The following is a 17,870-nucleotide window of genomic DNA, read 5'->3' as shown; positions in this document are numbered from 1 at the left end:
TTGCTGGTTATGATTACTGTAGGGGGTAAGTAAGCGAATTACTCGAAATGCATTACAAAAAGTAAAAGATGCAACGAACAGCCTTGCCAAGGTGAGCTTGATGTAGAAGGCAATTATTCAGCTAGAAACGTTGTAGACCAACTGGCTAGTTCTATCAATATAACACTAGGTGATTTGCGGAAAGCAGCTGATTTTGCAAAGAGTGTGGGCGAAGGAAATTTCGATCACGATTATGAACCAGTGAGTGCGCAAGATAGCTAGGTAAGAGCCTTGTCAGCTATGCGCCTAAAGCTGAAAGAGGTTGCAGAAGAGGATAGAATAAGAAATTGGACTTCTGTGGGCTTAGCAGAGTTTGTTGAAGTATTGCGGGAAAACCATAAAGACTTGACTTCCCTTGGTGATGCTGTAATTCACCAAGGGAAGTCAAGTACACCAACATGATGTCACGGAGTCTCGCCAATTGCTCAACCAGACGCTTGAGCTAACTGAGGAGCTGAAGAAACCTGAGGAAAAAATTAGGCAACAATTGAATGAGTTAGCCTTTGAGAAAAAGAAAAACGAGTTGATACTACAAGGATATGCTGAAGGTGTAATTGTCTTTGACCAAGGAGGAATCATTAGTTTCTTTAACAAATCGGCTGAAAAGGTGTTTATGAAAGAGGCAGGCAAGGTTTGCGGAAGCCATATTTCAGAATTATTGGATATTGATTTTATAGAAAAAAACAAAGAGCTGGTGCCTTGTGTGAAAATTGATGGGACGGAAAGTGAATGCACAACTCGGACAGAGGTGATGGTAAAGGTTGCTGACGGATTGCCAATGCGTCTTTCTGTAGCCAAGGGCAAGGTAGGAGGGGAGAGTTATTTTACAGCTTTCATTCAAAATGAGTCTGTAGAGCAGCTATAAAAAGTTTTTTGAAAAAAAATCAAGGTCTTCCTGTATAAGTTGAAGACCTTTTTTTGTCTTACACAACCAATATATTCGTGGTTCAAAGTTATAAATAACCTCCCAAAGGTCTTAAAATTAATGTTTTCCTAACAAGTAAGCCTATAATCGGGTTTCGTCATAAGGAAATGAGCTTGTTTTTGACAAAACCCAATATTTGCCTATGCGGTTTCGTATTTTGTATATCATCACAATAATATTAGTTTTGAAAATTCATAAGAATTCACATCACCTTAATAATGGATAAATATTCATACATCGCAAATGCACATGGAGCTTATATAGATGAGCTTTATAATTCCTACAAAAATGACCCTGAGTCGGTAGATAAATCTTGGCAATCGTTTTTTGAGGGCTTTGATTTTTCGCTACAAAAATATGGAGAAGATGGTGGTAGCCTAGTACCTGGCGCCATTAGCAAAGAAAAGCTTTATAAAGAAATAGGAGTGAGGCGCCTGATCCATGCTTACCGCCTAAGGGGGCATTTGGAATCGACCACCAACCCAGTTAGAAAACGCCTCGATAGGCAAGCAAGGCTCTCCTTAGAAGAGTTTGGCTTGACCGAGAAAGATTTGGACACCGTGTTCGAGTCGAGTACCGAGATCGGGATGGAGCCATCTACCTTAAGAAACCTCATAGCTAGGCTTAGAGAGATTTATATAGGCAATATCGGCTTTGATTTTATGGGTATCAGAAACCCAGAGCGTTTTGAGTGGTTCAAAGCCAAGGTGGAAAAAGAGTTTTTGAAATTTGAGCCTACGCTTAAAGAAAAGCAGCGAATTCTCGAAAAGTTGAACGAAGCCGTTGTTTTTGAAAACTTCCTTCACACCAAATATATTGGTCAGAAAAGATTCTCCCTTGAAGGTGGGGAAACTACTATTCCTGCACTGGATATGATCATCAACCAAGGTTCTGATTTGGGCGTTGAAGAAGTGGTGATAGGAATGGCTCACCGTGGTAGGTTAAATATTTTGGCGAACATTGTGGGTAAAACCTACGGTGAAATCTTCAATGAGTTTGAAGGATCTGCTTTGCCAGAAGAAACGATGGGCGATGGCGATGTAAAGTACCATTTAGGGTATTCGTCTCAAGTACCCACTATAAATGGGAAGTTGGTCAATATCAACTTGGTGCCCAACCCTTCACACTTAGAGGCTGTAGGACCTGTGGTGATGGGTTATGTAAGGGCGAAAGTTGATAATATTTACAACCACCAGCCCAAAAAGATCCTTCCAATTCTGATTCATGGTGATGCTGCCGTAGCTGCGCAGGGTGTTGTTTATGAAGCAGTGCAGATGTCCGATTTGAAAGGGTACCATGTAGGGGGAACTATTCATATCGTGATCAACAACCAAGTTGGTTTTACTACGGATTTTACCGACGCCCGCTCTAGTGTGTACAGCACTGATATTTCAAGGCTAACGGAATCTCCTCAGCTCCATGTAAATGGCGATGACCCTGAAGCAGTGGCTTTTGTGGTGAAAACGGCTGTGGAATTTAGGCAGAAATTTAACAGAGATATTTTTATAGATTTGGTATGCTACAGAAGGCATGGTCATAATGAGAGTGATGAGCCGAAGTTTACGCAACCCAAACTTTATAACATAATATCAAGGCATCCGAACCCAAGAGAGGTTTATCAGAAAAAACTATCTGATAGGGGAGATGTGGAAGGGAACCTTGCCAAAAAAATGGATAAAGCGTTCCGCAAGCTTTTAGCCGATAGGTTAAATGAAGTTCGTCAGAATCCATTGCCTTACAAAGTGCAGGCGTTTGAGAAGCAATGGCAGCAATTGAGGCACAGCCGCAACGAAGATTTTGATACTTCTCCAGATACTTCTATTTCTATGGAAACTATCAAAAAAGTAGCTACAGCACTGACTTCATTGCCAGAAGGTTTCAATCCATTGCGCCAAATAGAGAAGTTGATTAAAGAAAGGCAACAGCAGTTCTTCAAAAGCAAGGAATTGAATTGGGCGGCAGCTGAGTTGTTAGCTTATGGTTCGCTTTTGATAGAAAATGTACCTGTAAGAATGACGGGTCAGGATGTTCAAAGAGGAACTTTTTCTCACAGGCATGCTATACTCAACGATGCAGAGTCTAACGAAACATTGTGCCAACTTTGTCACATTGATGAGGGCAATCAGTCTCCCTTCATGATTTATAATTCGCTTCTTTCAGAGTATGCGGTTCTCGGTTTTGAGTTTGGTTATGCTATGGCAAACCCAAGCTCTTTGGTGATTTGGGAAGCACAGTTTGGTGATTTTGCCAACGGAGCACAGATCATGATAGACCAGTTTATTACCAGTTCGGAAACGAAATGGAACAGAATGAACGGATTAGTGATGTTACTCCCTCACGGGTACGAAGGTCAAGGTCCTGAGCACTCAAATGCTCGACCAGAAAGGTTCTTGCAATTAGCAGCCGAGAATAATATGGTAGTAGCTTATCCTACTACTCCTGCCAATATTTTCCACCTCATGAGAAGGCAAATGACATGGGGCTTTAGAAAGCCATGTGTGGTAATGTCGCCAAAATCTATGTTGCGCCATCCAAATGCAATTTCCCCTATAGAAGAATTTACCGAAGGTCGCTTCAGAGAAATCTACGAAGACGAATACGCTAAGCCTTATAATAAGGTAGAAAAAGTATTGCTTTGTACTGGTAAAATCTATTACGATTTGCTAGAACGCCAACAGGTCGACAAGGCGAAGGAAGTAGCAATTATCAGGATAGAGCAAATGCATCCTTTCCCAGAAATTCAATTAGAAAGACTGCTTGCCAAATTCAAAAACATGCGCAAGCTGATTTGGGTACAAGAAGAGCCGGTGAACATGGGATACTGGACGTATTTATTGAGAACATATTACAAGCGTAGAGACCTAGAGTTGATATCGAGAAGACCGAGCGCTTCTCCTGCAACTGGGTTTGCTAAAATCCATCAAGCTGAGCAGGCTAGGATAGTAAATGCGGCATTCGCAAAATAAAAATACGTAGGCACGGCATAGCTTAAATATGCCGTGTTTTTTAAATCTGTTTAAATTACTAATCAAATCCTTATTATATAAAAGTCATGAGCTTCGAAATAAATGTTCCTGCTGTTGGAGAATCTATCACAGAAGTGACCATCTCTCAGTGGAATAAACAAGATGGAGATTTTGTAGAAATAGATGAAATCCTTTGTGAGTTAGAGTCTGATAAAGCCACATTTGAACTAAATGCAGAAAAATCTGGAACACTTAAAATCATTGCCCAAGAAGGCGACACTATTCCAATAGGAGGTGTGATTTGTGAGATAGTTCCAGTTGAAGGGCAGGCAAGTACTCCAGCGGCCGAAGAAGCTCCAGAAGAGGAAGCTGCTGCTCCCTCAAAAACGGGTAAAGTAGTAGAAATGGTAGTGCCAGCGGTAGGTGAGTCAATTACCGAGGTAACTGTGTCAACGTGGAATGTAGAGAATGGAGACTATGTAGAAATTGATGACGTGCTTTGCGAATTGGAGTCTGATAAAGCTACTTTTGAACTTTCTGCCGAGCACAACGGAACGGTGAGTATCATAGCTTCGGAAGGAGAAACTGTAGAAATTGGCGGTCTTATTTGCAAAGTAGAAGTAATGGAAGGTGGTAAGCCTGCTGAAGCAGCTGCCGCAGCACCAGCCGAAGCCTCTTCAAATGGACATGTAGAAGCCGGTGGAAGCGATACCTATGCTTCTGGTCATGCTTCACCAGCTGCAGCTAAAATATTGGCTGAAAAAGGAATAGCGGCTAGCGAAGTAATAGGAACGGGTGTAGACGGAAGGGTGACCAAAGAAGATGCGTTAAAAGCGGAGAAAAAAGCTTCAGCACCTGCTGTTAAAACGTCTGCTCCTGCTAAGGAAGAAATATCTGCTCCAACTGAGCCAGTAGGTGATAGGAATGAGAGAAGGCAAAAGATGACTAGTTTGAGGAAAACTATTTCCAAGCGACTTGTTTCGGTGAAGAATGAAACGGCTATGCTAACTACTTTCAACGAAGTAGATATGAAGCCGATCATGGATATCCGTAAGAAATACAAGGAAATGTTCAAAGAGAAGCACAGCGTTGGGCTTGGCTTTATGTCTTTCTTCACCAAAGCGGTTTGTGTGGCCTTGCAAGAATGGCCTGCCGTGAATGGGAAAATTGATGGAGATGAACTGGTCTACCACGATTTCTGCGATGTTTCCATAGCTGTTTCAGCTCCTAAAGGGTTGGTTGTTCCTGTTATAAGAAATGCAGAGCAAATGAACTTCAACGAGATAGAAGCCGAAATCATCCGATTGGCTACCCGTGCGAGGGACAATAAGCTGACCATCCCTGAAATGACAGGGGGAACATTTACCATCACCAACGGTGGGGTATTTGGTTCTATGATGTCTACCCCAATTATTAATGCCCCTCAGTCAGCTATTTTGGGTATGCACAATATTGTTGAGCGCCCTGTGGCCATCAACGGTGAGGTTCAGATCCGTCCAATGATGTACGTAGCCCTTTCTTACGACCACCGAATAATTGATGGACGTGAGTCGGTAAGTTTCTTGGTGAGGGTAAAACAATTGCTCGAAGATCCTATCAGACTTTTATTAAGCGTTTAATCTAATCACTCTTCACTTTACATAAATCAATAGAAACAACATGAGTTACGATGTAACTGTAATCGGTTCGGGACCTGGAGGTTATGTAGCTGCTATCAGAGCGGCACAGCTTGGTTTCAAAACAGCGATTATTGAAAAATATAGCACGTTGGGCGGTACTTGCCTCAATGTAGGTTGTATCCCTTCAAAGGCACTTTTAGATTCTTCGGAACATTTCCACAATGCTACGCACACTTTTGCCAAGCATGGTATAGAAGTGAAAGAACCAAAGGTAAACCTTGCCCAAATGATCGGGAGAAAAGACCAAGTGGTGAAGCAAACCTGCGACGGCATCGAATTCTTGATGAAGAAAAACAAGATTGATGTTTTCAATGGCTTAGGCTCATTTGTAGATAAAAACAAAATTAAGATCACCAAGGAAGATGGCAGCAGCGAGGAGATCAGTACCGATAAAACCATTATCGCTACGGGCTCTAAGCCATTGATTATTCCTGGAGTGGAGTACGATAAAAAGAGAGTGATTACCTCTACTGAAGCCTTGAAAATGAAGGAGATTCCTAAGCACATGGTAGTGATAGGAGGTGGAGTGATTGGGATGGAGCTTGGTTCAGTGTACGCCCGAATGGGTACTAAAATCACCGTGATCGAGTACTTGGATAAAATTATTCCAGGTATGGACGGTACGCTTAGCAAAGAACTTCAGCGTGTGCTGAAAAAAGGATTGAAATTCGATTTTAATCTTCAGACCAAAGTAGTTTCTGCAAAAACAGTTGGCGACAAAGTGGTCATAAAAGCGGAAAACAAGAAAGGTGAAGAAATTACTTTTGAGCCAGATTATTGCCTAGTTTCTATTGGAAGAAAGCCTTATACTGAAGGTTTGGGCTTGGAAAATGCAGGTGTGAAAGTAGATGAAAGAGGAAGGATAGACGTAGATGGGCATTTGCAAACGAATGTTCCGGGCATCTATGCCATAGGCGATGTGGTGAAAGGCGCTATGCTTGCCCACAAAGCGGAAGAAGAAGGCGTTTTTGTTGCAGAAACATTGGCAGGGCAAAAGCCTCATATCAACTACAACCTTATTCCTGGTGTGGTGTACACATGGCCAGAAGTGGCAGGCGTTGGTTTTACCGAAGAGCAGCTCAAAGAACAAGGAAAAAAATACAAAGCGGGTTCTTTCCCCATGAGGGCACTAGGCAGGGCAAGGGCCAGTATGGATATAGACGGCTTGGTAAAAGTATTGGCCGATGCCGAAACAGATGAAATATTAGGAGTTCACATGATAGGGCCAAGGGTTGCCGATTTGATAGCTGAAGGAGTCGTAGCGATGGAATACAGAGCATCTGCTGAGGATATCTCAAGAATGTCCCATGCACACCCTACTTACACCGAAGCGATGAAAGAAGCTTGCTTAGCTGCTACCGAAAATCGCGCTATACACGTGTAAAGAAATTTAGAGAATAATCGATTACATTTATTTATATAAAAACCCACTGATTTTTGGTCAGTGGGTTTTTGCATTCAAAATCACTCCTAATATTCATTGTTTTTGCCTTGAAGGTTCCAAACTTTTGTCAATTTATTCGGATTTCATAAATTTAATCCTATTTTTGAATAGAGATAATTCTCAATTTCATATCGATGTATTGCCCTTTCACGCTACATTAAATATGAAATAGATGAAAATGAAAAGCCTACAACCAATCAAACCGCAAAGTGATTCGGGACCAAACCGAAGCTTTAGCGTTTATACCGCTATGTCTGATTCAGACATATGGAATCGTTTCTTACAAGGTGATGGTGAAGCCTTTAACCATATTTATGTCCATTTTTTTTCGCTTTTATTTAACTACGGTCATCATTTTTGCCAAGACCGCGAGCTGATAAAGGATGTAGTTCAAGAGCTATTTATCTACTTAAAGACAAAAAGGAAAAAGCTTGGTAAAACTGATAATATCAAGTTTTACCTCTACAAGTCCCTCCGAAGAAATTTATTCAGAGAATTGACAAAGAAAAAATCTGTGGTGTACGTAGACGAGCTTCCCTCTACGGCAGATTTTGAGATCACCCTTTCCCACGAATCTTTTCTTATCCAAAACCAAGAGCAGGCCAAGCTAAAAGAAGAGCTTACGAAAAGTGTAGCAAAGCTTTCAAAACGTCAAAAGGAGGCTATTATCTATTATTATTATGAGGGGTTTTCTTACGGGCAAGTATCGGAACTGATGGGATTTTCCAGTGTAGAGTATGCTCGAAAGCTAATTTACCGGTCGCTCGAATCACTGAGGAAATATGTCCCCAATATCTATTTGCTTACATTAATTGCTGGTTTATCGGTGTCGTTTTAGAAGGTTTATAAAAAAGTTGAAATTTTTTGTGCCTGTTCTTTAACGCACCGCCTTTCTAAAGATGAAAGGGTAATATATTATGTATGAAGTATAATAATTATAACATATCAAATTTTATATCAGATGACTTTTTTGTGCAGTGGGTGCAGAACCCAGATGCTGAAAGTGAGTTTTTCTGGAGAAATTGGTTAGAAAAGCATCCTGAAAAATGGGAGGAGGTGCAAAAGGCAAAAGATATTGTCACTTCCATAAAACCCAAAAATGAATATTTACCATCCAATGAGGAGTTTATAGAAGTATTGGAAAATGTTCATAGGGTCAAAAGTTCTTCCAGACCGTTTTACTCTTTTTCTGTCTCAAAAGCATTTTTTGCTAAAGTGGCAGCTTCTATCATTTTTATAATTGCTTTGTCTATTGGATATTATTCTCTGGAAGGAGAGCTAAATAATGCTTTGTCTTCACGTGAGGAAGGGGCTATCAGTTACGTGACAAAAAAAACAGCGAGAGGGCAAAAGTTGACAATCACATTGATTGATGGAACTGTTGTTAAGTTAAATGCTGAAAGCTCGATCAAAATACCTTCGGATTTTGGGGTGGATGCCAGAAATGTGATTCTGACCGGTGAAGCATTCTTTAAAGTAACCAAGGATAGTTTAATACCTTTCATTATCAATAGTGATGGGTTGGTCACAAAAGTATTAGGGACCTCTTTTAATATTCGTTCGTATCCAGAAGAAAATATTGAGAAAGTTACGGTAGTCACAGGGAAGATATCTGTAAAAAATACTTCTTATAACAAGGATATCTTGCTTAAAGAGTCCTTCTTGTTGCCTAACCAATCCTTGCTTTATGATAAGGATAAAAAAGAGGAGCTGATTAATAGAAATGTGGATGTGGGGGAAGAGCTAGGTTGGGTAGAGGGAGTACTTAGGTATGATAATGTTGACCTAGATAAGATTTTGAAAGATTTGGAGCGCTGGTACGATGTAGATTTTGAAGTAAGTACAAAGGTAGATCAAAATGGTATTTATACAGGAAGCTTTGATAATCAGTCTCTGGAAAATGTGCTACAGGGGCTGAGTTTTATGTCAAAGGGGTTTGAATATAAAATAGAAGGTAAAAAAGTCTTCTTAAGTAAATGAAAAAATACTGACTGGCGGCAACCAGTCAGTATTGTACTTGTCCGTGAATCAATAACTGTAAGATGGGGATCTTGACAGGTTGAATAGTAAATAGTTTTAACTCACAAACACTGTAATTTATGAAAATGAAAGTTATACGACAAATTTTGCGTATGTCAAAGTATGTTTTATTTGGATTTTATATCCAAATGTTATTTGCAGGGCTGCTAGTAGCCAATAATGGGAACGCCCAATCGGAGAAGCTTACCAGTATAGAACTCGATTACAGAGGTCAAACTGAAGTGTCTTTGTTAAATGCGTTTAAGATCATTGAGAAAGAAACTAACTTCCGGTTTGCTTATAATAACAAGGAAGTTAAAGTTAGGCAATCGGTTAAGTTGCTCAATAACACTAATCTTTATGAAGTGTTGGTAGATATTTCCAAAAATACAGGCTTAAAATTCAAGCGGATTAACAACAGTATATATGTGAGCAAAATTGAATCTGTTGAAAAGACTACTCCTACAGCAGATGTAAATGTATTTGAGCAAACTACTGTATCTGGTAAGGTTACTTCTGGTGAAGATACTGAACCCCTTCCCGGCGTGAGTATTCTGATCAAAGGGACGTCTATAGGTACCACAACGGATATAGATGGCAACTTCACTTTGAGTATACCTACCGATGCTACTTTGGTATTTAGTTATATAGGGTTTATACCGCAAGAAGTGGTGGTTGGCACCCAATCGACCATCAATATTGTATTGGAACCAGACCTAGAGCAGCTAGAAGAGGTTGTGGTAATTGGCTACGGTACACAAAGGAAAAGTGACCTTACGGGTGCTTTGTCTTCTGTTTCTGAAGAAGATTTGAAAACTACTATTGTAAACTCATTTGAAGCGGGCTTGCAGGGGCGCGCAGCAGGTGTACAAGTATTCCAAAACTCTGGTCAGCCAGGTGGTGGTGTTTCTGTAAGGGTAAGGGGAGTTGGTTCGGTTACTTCAACCGCAGAGCCACTTTACGTGATTGATGGTATTCCTTTGAATGGCGAAGCGGGTAATATAGCCCAAGGTTTTGACTGGGCTGGTGGTGGAAATGGTCAAACAGCCGTAAGTGCTATGTCTGCTATAAATCCAGCAGATATTGTATCTATAGAAGTATTGAAAGATGCTTCTGCAACGGCTATTTATGGTTCTAGGGCTGCTAATGGGGTAGTACTCATTACTACTAAAAAAGGAAAAACAGGCGAAGCTAAATTTGAATATGATGGTTATTATGGTATTCAAGAACCAAGTAAGTTGTTGGATGTGATGGGTTTACAAGAATATGCTCGCTATAATAACGAAATGGTAGCTTTAGGTTTTACCAACCAAAGGGATGAGTTTTTAGATCCTAGTCTGTTGGGCGAAGGAACAAGTTGGCAACAGGAAGTATTCCAATCTGCCGCTATCCAAAACCATCAACTTTCTGTTTCAGGAGGTTCTGATAAAACAACTTATGCCATTACTGGCGGTTATTTTGACCAAGAAGGTACAGTAGTAGGATCTTGGTTTAAAAGGTACTCAATGAGGGTAAACCTAGATACTGAGGCAAAACCTTGGTTGAAGATAGGTAATACACTTTCAATGTCTATGACGCAAGAGCGGATTACGTTGAACGATTCTGAAGATGGTGTGATTGCAGCTACATTGACTCAAGCTCCAGATATACCATTGAGAAATGCTGATGGAAGCTGGGGTGGTCCTACATTATCGGATGGTGGTATTACCAACCCGGTTGCGATGGCATTGGACAGGGATATGCAGGTGAAGCGGTTCAACTTGTTGGCAAATGTATATGCTCAAGTAAAATTCACTGATTATCTCAATTTCAGAACTGAACTGGGCACCAACATTGGAAATACAAACAACTACGGATTTAATCCAACTTATGAGTATGGAAATGTAGTAAACGATAAGAATCAGTCAAGAAGAAGCTTTGCCCACAATTATTTCTGGATTTGGAAAAATTATTTAACCTTTAACAAAACCTTTAATAGTGTCCACAATATAACAGCTATGGTTGGACAGGAGTCGCAAGAGGCAAGTTGGGAGTCGTTGATGGGTCAGAGGAATGGCTTTGTTTCTAACGATATCCAAGAGTTAAATGCGGGTGATGCGTCTTCTGCTACAAATGCCGGTTCAAAAGGCAGCCATGCTTTATTTTCTTATTTTGGTAGGGCATTCTATAGTTATGATGATCGCTATTTGCTAACTGCTACGTTGCGTTATGATGGCTCATCCAACTTTGGACCAGCTAATAAATGGGGTACTTTCCCTTCAGTTGCATTGGCTTGGAAAATCAACAATGAGGCTTTTATGTCAAATGTTGAATTTGTAAGTAACTTGAAGTTGAGGCTTGGGTATGGTGAAGTAGGGAACCAAAATATTGGTGGCTACCAATATGGCTCTTCTCTTAAAACAGTTATCTCAGGAATTGGAAGTGGCTTCTTGCTCAATAATATTCCAAATGATGCAGTAAGATGGGAAGGATTAAAAATGCTAAATGCAGGTATTGATATAGGTCTTTTGGAGGATAGGATTGGTATTACAGTAGATGTGTATGACAAATACACGGATGGAATGTTGATCAGATCTCCTATTCCTAACTTTCTTGGTGGAGGTAGCTGGATGGGTATTGAAGCCCCTGTGGTAAACTTGGGAGAGCTAAGAAACAGAGGTATTGAACTTACCCTGAATACTGTACCTATCAGTAATGCGAATTTTTCATGGAGCTCTGACCTGATTGTTTCTCACAACCAAAATGAAGTGGTTTCTTTTGGAGATGAATCTTTATTCTATGACCAAAATGTACAATGGTTCCACCATGTAACTCGTACGGGAGTTGGTCAACCTGTTGGTCAGTTTTACGGCTACGAAGTAGAAGGCATCTACCAAAATGCTGAAGATATCAATAACCATGCTGTTCAAAATGATAAAGTGGAAAGGATAAATGGTGTGTGGGTTGGTGATATCAAGTACAGAGATATTAGCGGACCAGATGGCGAGCCTGATGGCCAGATAGATGCTACTTATGACAGAACTGTCATAGGCAATCCTTATCCGGATGTTTCATTTGGATGGACGAACAAAGTGAATTATAAGAACTTTGACCTAACGGTATATTTACAAGGTACTTATGGAAATGATATCTATAACTTTACCAGAAGGAATACTGAAGGTATGACAAATATTCTCTCCAACTACCTAAAAACCGTTGCCAATAGAGCTGTATTGGTTTCTGATGACCCTAACGCAGACCCTGACGATGTGAATGCGTGGTACGTATCCAACTCAGGAACGGATATGCCAAGAGCTATCAATACTGACCCGAACGATAACAGAAGAGTTTCTTCAAGATACGTGGAAGACGGTTCTTACCTAAGAATCAAAAACATCATGCTAGGGTATAACTTGCCGAGTGACCTAGCCTCTAAAATCAAGGCTAGGTCACTCAGGGTATATGTGAACCTTCAAAACATCTATACCTTCACCAACTATTCTGGATACGATCCTGAAATTGGTGCATACAACCAAAACCCAATGCTGACAGGTGTTGATAATGGTAGGTATCCTATGCCTAGAATGTACACAGGTGGTGTCACTTTAGGATTCTAAGGAAAGAAATGATGGTTAAAACTCAAACGATATCAAACATGAAAAGAAAATATATATATTTATTGATACTGCCTCTTTTATTGTTTCAGTGTAACACAGATGAATTTCTGGATAGGCCACCAGAAGACCAGCTTGCGGTTGATAACTTTTACCAAACTGATGAGCAAGTGCTAGCCGCTACAGCTCCTTTGTACGGTTGGCCATGGTTCGATGCCAACGACAAAGCATGGTGGGCATTTGGAGATGGCATGGGTGGTAATCACTGGTCCAACGATGGCGATATGGGTGAAATATTCCTTTTTGCTGTTAAAGCAAACAGTGCAAGGTTAAATGAGATGTGGAACTCTCTGTATAGGGTGGTGGCACATAGTAACTCAGTTATAAATAACATTCCAGATAAGTCAAGTGCAGATGTTTCTGAAGAAGTGAAAGCGCATGCAATAGCTGAAGCGAGGTTTATGAGAGCGGTAGCTTACTTCTATTTGGTAAGGCTATGGGGGCCTGTAACTATTATTGAAAATAACGAGGAAGCTGTTTCTGATTTTAAATTACCAAGAAACTTTGAAGAAGATGTGTATAGGTTCATAATCATGGACTTAGAGTATGCCATGAATACGCTGCCTGAGTCTTCTAGGTCTGCTGGCAGGGTTCACAAATGGTCGGCGGAAGGCATGCTCGCAAAAGTATATTTAGCAAAATCAGGACTTGGTCAAAGTGGTAGTCGTCACGATGAGGATTTGCAAAAGGCGAAACTTCATGCAAAAAATGTGATGGAAAGTGGCCTATTGTTAATGGACGACTATGGAGATTTGTTCAAAACAGAATTTGAAAACAATAGTGAGTCACTTTTCGCTTTCCAATGGGTTTCTTGTCTAGATTGGGGAACGCAGAACACCAACCAAGCTTATTGGGCAAAAGACAATACGATAACAGGTGTAGGAGATGGTTGGGGCGGCTACATTGGTCCTTCTATCGATTTGCAAAATCAATACGAAAGAGGTGATGTGAGAAAATACTATACCATTATGCAAGATGGTGATTTCTATCCGAACCTCAATGCCGAAAATGGAGGCTTCTTGTTCTCTCAAGAGCCAGGTGGTGAGATGGGAGCAAGTGCTTGCCACTCTGCAGTGAAAAAATATGTGGTTGGTACTCCTGAGGATAACAGCGGTCAAGTTTGCTTTATGTCAACTGCTATCAATACCTATGTACAGAGGCTTGCAGATGTGTACTTGATCTATGCAGAGGCGACTTTAGGCAATAATGCAAGCACAACCGATGCATCAGCACTAGAGGCTGTAAATGCGCTAAGAAGAAGGGCTAAGTTAGAAGAGAAGGCATCTTTGACTTTGGACGATATCTATCATGAAAGAAGGGTTGAGTTTGCTTATGAAGCTGATCACTGGTATGATTTGATAAGACTTCATTACTGGAATCCGCAGAAGGCAATTGATATAGTGAGCAATCAAGAGCGAGGTACTTTATCTTGGGACGATGATGGTGAAACACAAGTAAACTCTTTGAAAGTGAGTGTAGATGATGGTGACTTTATGCTTCCAATACCAGAGGCTGAAGTGAGTAAGAACCCTAGGTTCTTGGATGATCCTGAATCGTATGAGTTTTTGTAGTCTCCCTTAAACCTTCTTATTTCAACTTTAAATTAGCTTACAATGAATAATATAAGTTTCAAATCTTACACAAGCATTGCCCTCCTCTTTTTGGGCATGCTTACCTTCCAGAGTTGCTCTGAAGAGGATACCTACCCGATACCTATGGTGAACAATGTAAGGCCAACGGCAGAAGATGTGACTATTACCGAAGGTAACTTCGGGGAGACTATTGCCATTCAAGGGGCGGGGCTTGCCAGCACGGAAGAGGTTTGGTTCAATAGTGTACAAGCCTATTTTAATCCGACAATGATTACCGATAACAATATTGTTCTTTCTATTCCTGGAGATTTCCCAGAAGAAATTACGGATAAAATAACAGTAAAGACTAAAGGAGGATCAGCAGAATTTGATTTTAAAGTGATCGTGCCTGCACCAGTAATAAAGAGTGTTAGCAACGAATATCCGGCAGTGGGTGAAGTGATGGAAATAGCCGGTTCTGTGTTTTACAATGTCCAATCGGTTGTGTTTCCTGGCGGAGCAGAAGGGGATATATTGGAATATACACCAGAATTGATCAGGGTTGTTGTTCCTGACGGAGTGACTGAAGGAGCGCTCACCGTAAATGCTTCAGCAGGTTCAACGGAATCGTCTATGAAACTCTTTGACAAGACAGGCATGATTTGCGACTATGATGCAATGAACAAATTTGAGGATTGGGGCAAGGAAACCGAAGTGATAGATGGTAGTTCAAACCCTACTAGCCCAGTGCCAGTTGATGGAAATTATATCAAAATACAAAGCTCTACCGAAGTTCCTGCTGACAACTGGTGGGTAGACCAAACCGTTACTCCACATGGAGGTATTGTCATGCCAGATTATCCAGACAATGACCCTGCGGATATGTATGCACTTAAGTTTGAGTACTTCTCGGTAGGAAACTTTAATGGTGGTCATGTGCAAGTACAGTTTGGCTGGGGACCTGACTATTGGTTTGAACCTTACACTAAGTTAGGGGATGGTAACAATGAAGATTTTGTTTCTTCCAATTGGCAAACGGCTGTTATTCCTCTTAACCAGTTTAAAAGTGGAGATGGATCAGCTATTAGTAAGTACGGAGACCTCAAAGGCATGGATTTCTTGTTGTTCTTGCTCAGAACTCCGGATGCACCCGAGCCTTTAGTAGGCTTTGACCTGAATTTTGATAATATCAGGGTCGTTAAAATTAAATAAACCAATCGTAATTAGATAGTTTCAATTGATGTGAGTTTTACTCCCGTTCTCTTTTGCCCGGGAGTTTTCTTAGCGCCTCTTATTGCCAAAATGAAAAGAAATTATAAACTATATTTCCTATGCCTAGGGTTGTTTTTTGTCTTTTTCCAACATATTAGTGTTGCGTGGGCACAAGAGTTTTCCATAAAAATAGACCAGTTTGGCTACAGGCCATCTTCCCAGAAAGTAGCAGTGATATCTAGTGCCAAAGAAGGGTTTAATGCTCCGTCTAATTATGTGCCTGCTAGTGAGCTTACCATTATTAAGCTCGATGATAAGTCAGAGGTTTACACTGGTAGTGTAGCAAGTTGGGGAAATGGGGTAGTACATAAGCAATCGGGTGATATGGCTTGGTGGTTCAATTTTTCAGACTTTACTACTCCAGGTGACTATTACATTTTGGATAAAGAGCATCATGTGACTTCCGATGTGTTCACTATTTCTGAGCATGTCTATAACCATGTGTTGAAGCATGCCGTGAGGGTGTTTTACTACCAACGGTGCGGAGTGTCCAAAGAAGCGCAGTTTGCAGGAAGCAGTTGGGCTGACGGGGCTTGCCATATTCACGATGGGCAAGATAACTTGTGCAGAAGTAGGTTTGGTAATGGCGACCCAATTGACCTCTCGGGGGGCTGGCACGATGCCGGAGATTATAATAAGTACACCTCTTTTACTTATAGCGTAGTGCACCAGTTGCTTTGGGCTTACCAAAATAATCCACAGGTGTTTCAGGACAATTACAATATCCCAGAAAGTGGAAATGGAATTCCTGACCTTATAGATGAAATCAAATTTGAATTGGATTTCCTCCAAAAAATGATGTTGGGCGATGGGCAAGTACTGGCGAAAGTAGCTGTAACTGAACATCAGGGGGAAAGCCCCGCCAGTGCAGATAAAAATGAGAGGTATTATGCTCCAGCTATAGGTTCTGCTTCAAGGTGTTTGTCAAGCGTGTTTGCACATGCAGCGTTGGTATTTAGCGATTTTCCAGAACTTAAAAATTATTCAGATGAGCTTCTTCGGAAGTCTGAGCTGGCTTGGGAGTGGATAGAGGCGAACCCTGCTTATTCGAGCTGGGATAATAATGGCTTTGGTAGCGCCAATCCTGAAAAGAGCGAATATGATCAGGATGCTTATTTGATTACCGCTGCCGTTCATTTGTATTTGGCTACAGGGAAAAGCAAATACGAAGAGCATATTAAGGCAAACTATCAAAAGCTTCATTGCCTACAGTGGAATTATTGGTTTGCATATGAATACGATTATGGGCGTACGCTATTGGATTATTGTAACAGTCCTAATACCGATACTCAAATCTGTGAAACTGTTAGGGAGAGTTTTAGGAAATCGATGAATGGTGAGGAGTTTTATAATGCCGTCATTTCTAAAAAAGATCCATACAGGGCTTATTTGAAAGACAGCGATTATAATTGGGGAAGCAATAGTATTAAATCGAGGGCTGGAGAATCATTTTATGATGCGTACCAATTTGGAATCCCCAATTCGGATAGTGCGGCTTATAAAGATGTTGCCGAAGATTTCATGCACTATATACATGGGGTAAATGCACTGGGTTTGGTATTCATGAGTAATATGGATGCATATGGAGCAGTGCATTCGGCCAATGAGATGTACCACCTTTGGTTTGGTGACAACACTCCTTTCGATAACGCAAAAACATCTACCTATGGTCCTCCTCCTGCCTATGTGACCGGTGGGGTGAACATGCATTATAAGCCAGATGCATCTTATACAGGAGACGATCTGACCCCTCCATTGGGGCAGCCTGTACAAAAAATGTATAAAGACTGGAATACTTCTTGGCCAGAAAACTCATGGGAACTGACAGAGCCCGCTATTTATTACCAAGCTGCTTACATTATGCTGTTATCAAAGTTTGCCAGCCCAGGTGTCGTTGAAATAGATATACCAGATCCGATAGTGACAGGTTTGGCAGAAGAGGATATGGGAGGAATATTGTCCTATCCTGTACCGAGTAGCGACTTAGTTTATTTGGATACTCGCTCTTTTTATTTACCAAAAGTTGATGCAATAGCTCCAGATGGAAAAATAATTGAATTGAAAGGTGAAGAAGTCAAGATAGAAGGTCAAAGGCTAGAGGTACGCCTTTCGGGGCTAGTCCCTGGTTTTTACATACTTAAACTAACTTATCCTAATTATATACAAACCCATAGGGTGATATTGAAGTAGCAATTTACTACGATAAGGCGCTATTTCAATCGACTCTTTACACAACATGAAGAAAACCAAAACCCCACCTGCCTCTGGCTTGGTGGGGTTTTATAATGCTTTGGTCCTCGTT

Annotated in this window: 11 protein-coding genes; all 11 read left to right on the top strand. The window is 40.8% G+C overall.

Annotation, left to right across the window (positions count from 1 at the left end):
- Window positions 1-279: 279 nt before the first annotated feature.
- On the top strand, window positions 280-441 hold the full coding sequence (locus R9C00_20985) for a hypothetical protein (protein WPO34177.1): 162 nt from the start codon (window positions 280-282) through the stop codon (window positions 439-441).
- A 19-nt stretch (window positions 442-460) separates the two neighbouring features.
- A complete protein-coding gene (locus R9C00_20980) occupies window positions 461-904 on the top strand; it encodes a PAS domain S-box protein (protein ID WPO34176.1) in 444 nt (147 codons plus the stop codon).
- Between the two features lie 278 nt (window positions 905-1,182).
- On the top strand, window positions 1,183-3,930 hold the full coding sequence (locus R9C00_20975; GenBank protein WPO34175.1) for a 2-oxoglutarate dehydrogenase E1 component: 2,748 nt from the start codon (window positions 1,183-1,185) through the stop codon (window positions 3,928-3,930).
- An 86-nt stretch (window positions 3,931-4,016) separates the two neighbouring features.
- Window positions 4,017-5,549, top strand: a complete 1,533-nt coding sequence (gene odhB, locus R9C00_20970) for a 2-oxoglutarate dehydrogenase complex dihydrolipoyllysine-residue succinyltransferase (protein ID WPO34174.1) — start codon at window positions 4,017-4,019, stop codon at window positions 5,547-5,549.
- Window positions 5,550-5,589: 40 nt separating this feature from the next.
- Window positions 5,590-6,993: a dihydrolipoyl dehydrogenase gene (gene lpdA, locus R9C00_20965; GenBank protein WPO34173.1), complete on the top strand. Its 1,404-nt coding sequence runs from the start codon at window positions 5,590-5,592 to the stop codon at window positions 6,991-6,993.
- 232 nt (window positions 6,994-7,225) lie between these two features.
- Window positions 7,226-7,891 (top strand): sigma-70 family RNA polymerase sigma factor, encoded by a 666-nt coding sequence (locus R9C00_20960; protein ID WPO34172.1) that lies wholly within the window; start codon window positions 7,226-7,228, stop codon window positions 7,889-7,891.
- Between the two features lie 83 nt (window positions 7,892-7,974).
- On the top strand, window positions 7,975-9,033 hold the full coding sequence (locus R9C00_20955) for a FecR family protein (protein ID WPO34171.1): 1,059 nt from the start codon (window positions 7,975-7,977) through the stop codon (window positions 9,031-9,033).
- A gap of 119 nt (window positions 9,034-9,152) precedes the next feature.
- Complete coding sequence (locus R9C00_20950) at window positions 9,153-12,668, top strand: SusC/RagA family TonB-linked outer membrane protein (GenBank protein WPO34170.1); 3,516 nt, start codon at window positions 9,153-9,155, stop codon at window positions 12,666-12,668.
- Window positions 12,669-12,706: 38 nt separating this feature from the next.
- Window positions 12,707-14,296: a RagB/SusD family nutrient uptake outer membrane protein gene (locus R9C00_20945; GenBank protein ID WPO34169.1), complete on the top strand. Its 1,590-nt coding sequence runs from the start codon at window positions 12,707-12,709 to the stop codon at window positions 14,294-14,296.
- A 42-nt stretch (window positions 14,297-14,338) separates the two neighbouring features.
- Entirely contained in the window at window positions 14,339-15,508 is a 1,170-nt protein-coding gene (locus R9C00_20940) for a glycan-binding surface protein (GenBank protein ID WPO34168.1), read from the top strand.
- A gap of 90 nt (window positions 15,509-15,598) precedes the next feature.
- Entirely contained in the window at window positions 15,599-17,758 is a 2,160-nt protein-coding gene (locus R9C00_20935) for a glycoside hydrolase family 9 protein (protein ID WPO34167.1), read from the top strand.
- Window positions 17,759-17,870 lie beyond the last annotated feature (112 nt).

It is taken from the genome of Flammeovirgaceae bacterium SG7u.111 (assembly GCA_034044135.1).
In the GTDB taxonomy this organism is placed as follows: Bacteria; Bacteroidota; Bacteroidia; order Cytophagales; family Flammeovirgaceae.
The sequence above is the reverse complement of the archived record's forward strand: the minus strand, read 5'-3'. Positions and strand labels throughout refer to the sequence as shown.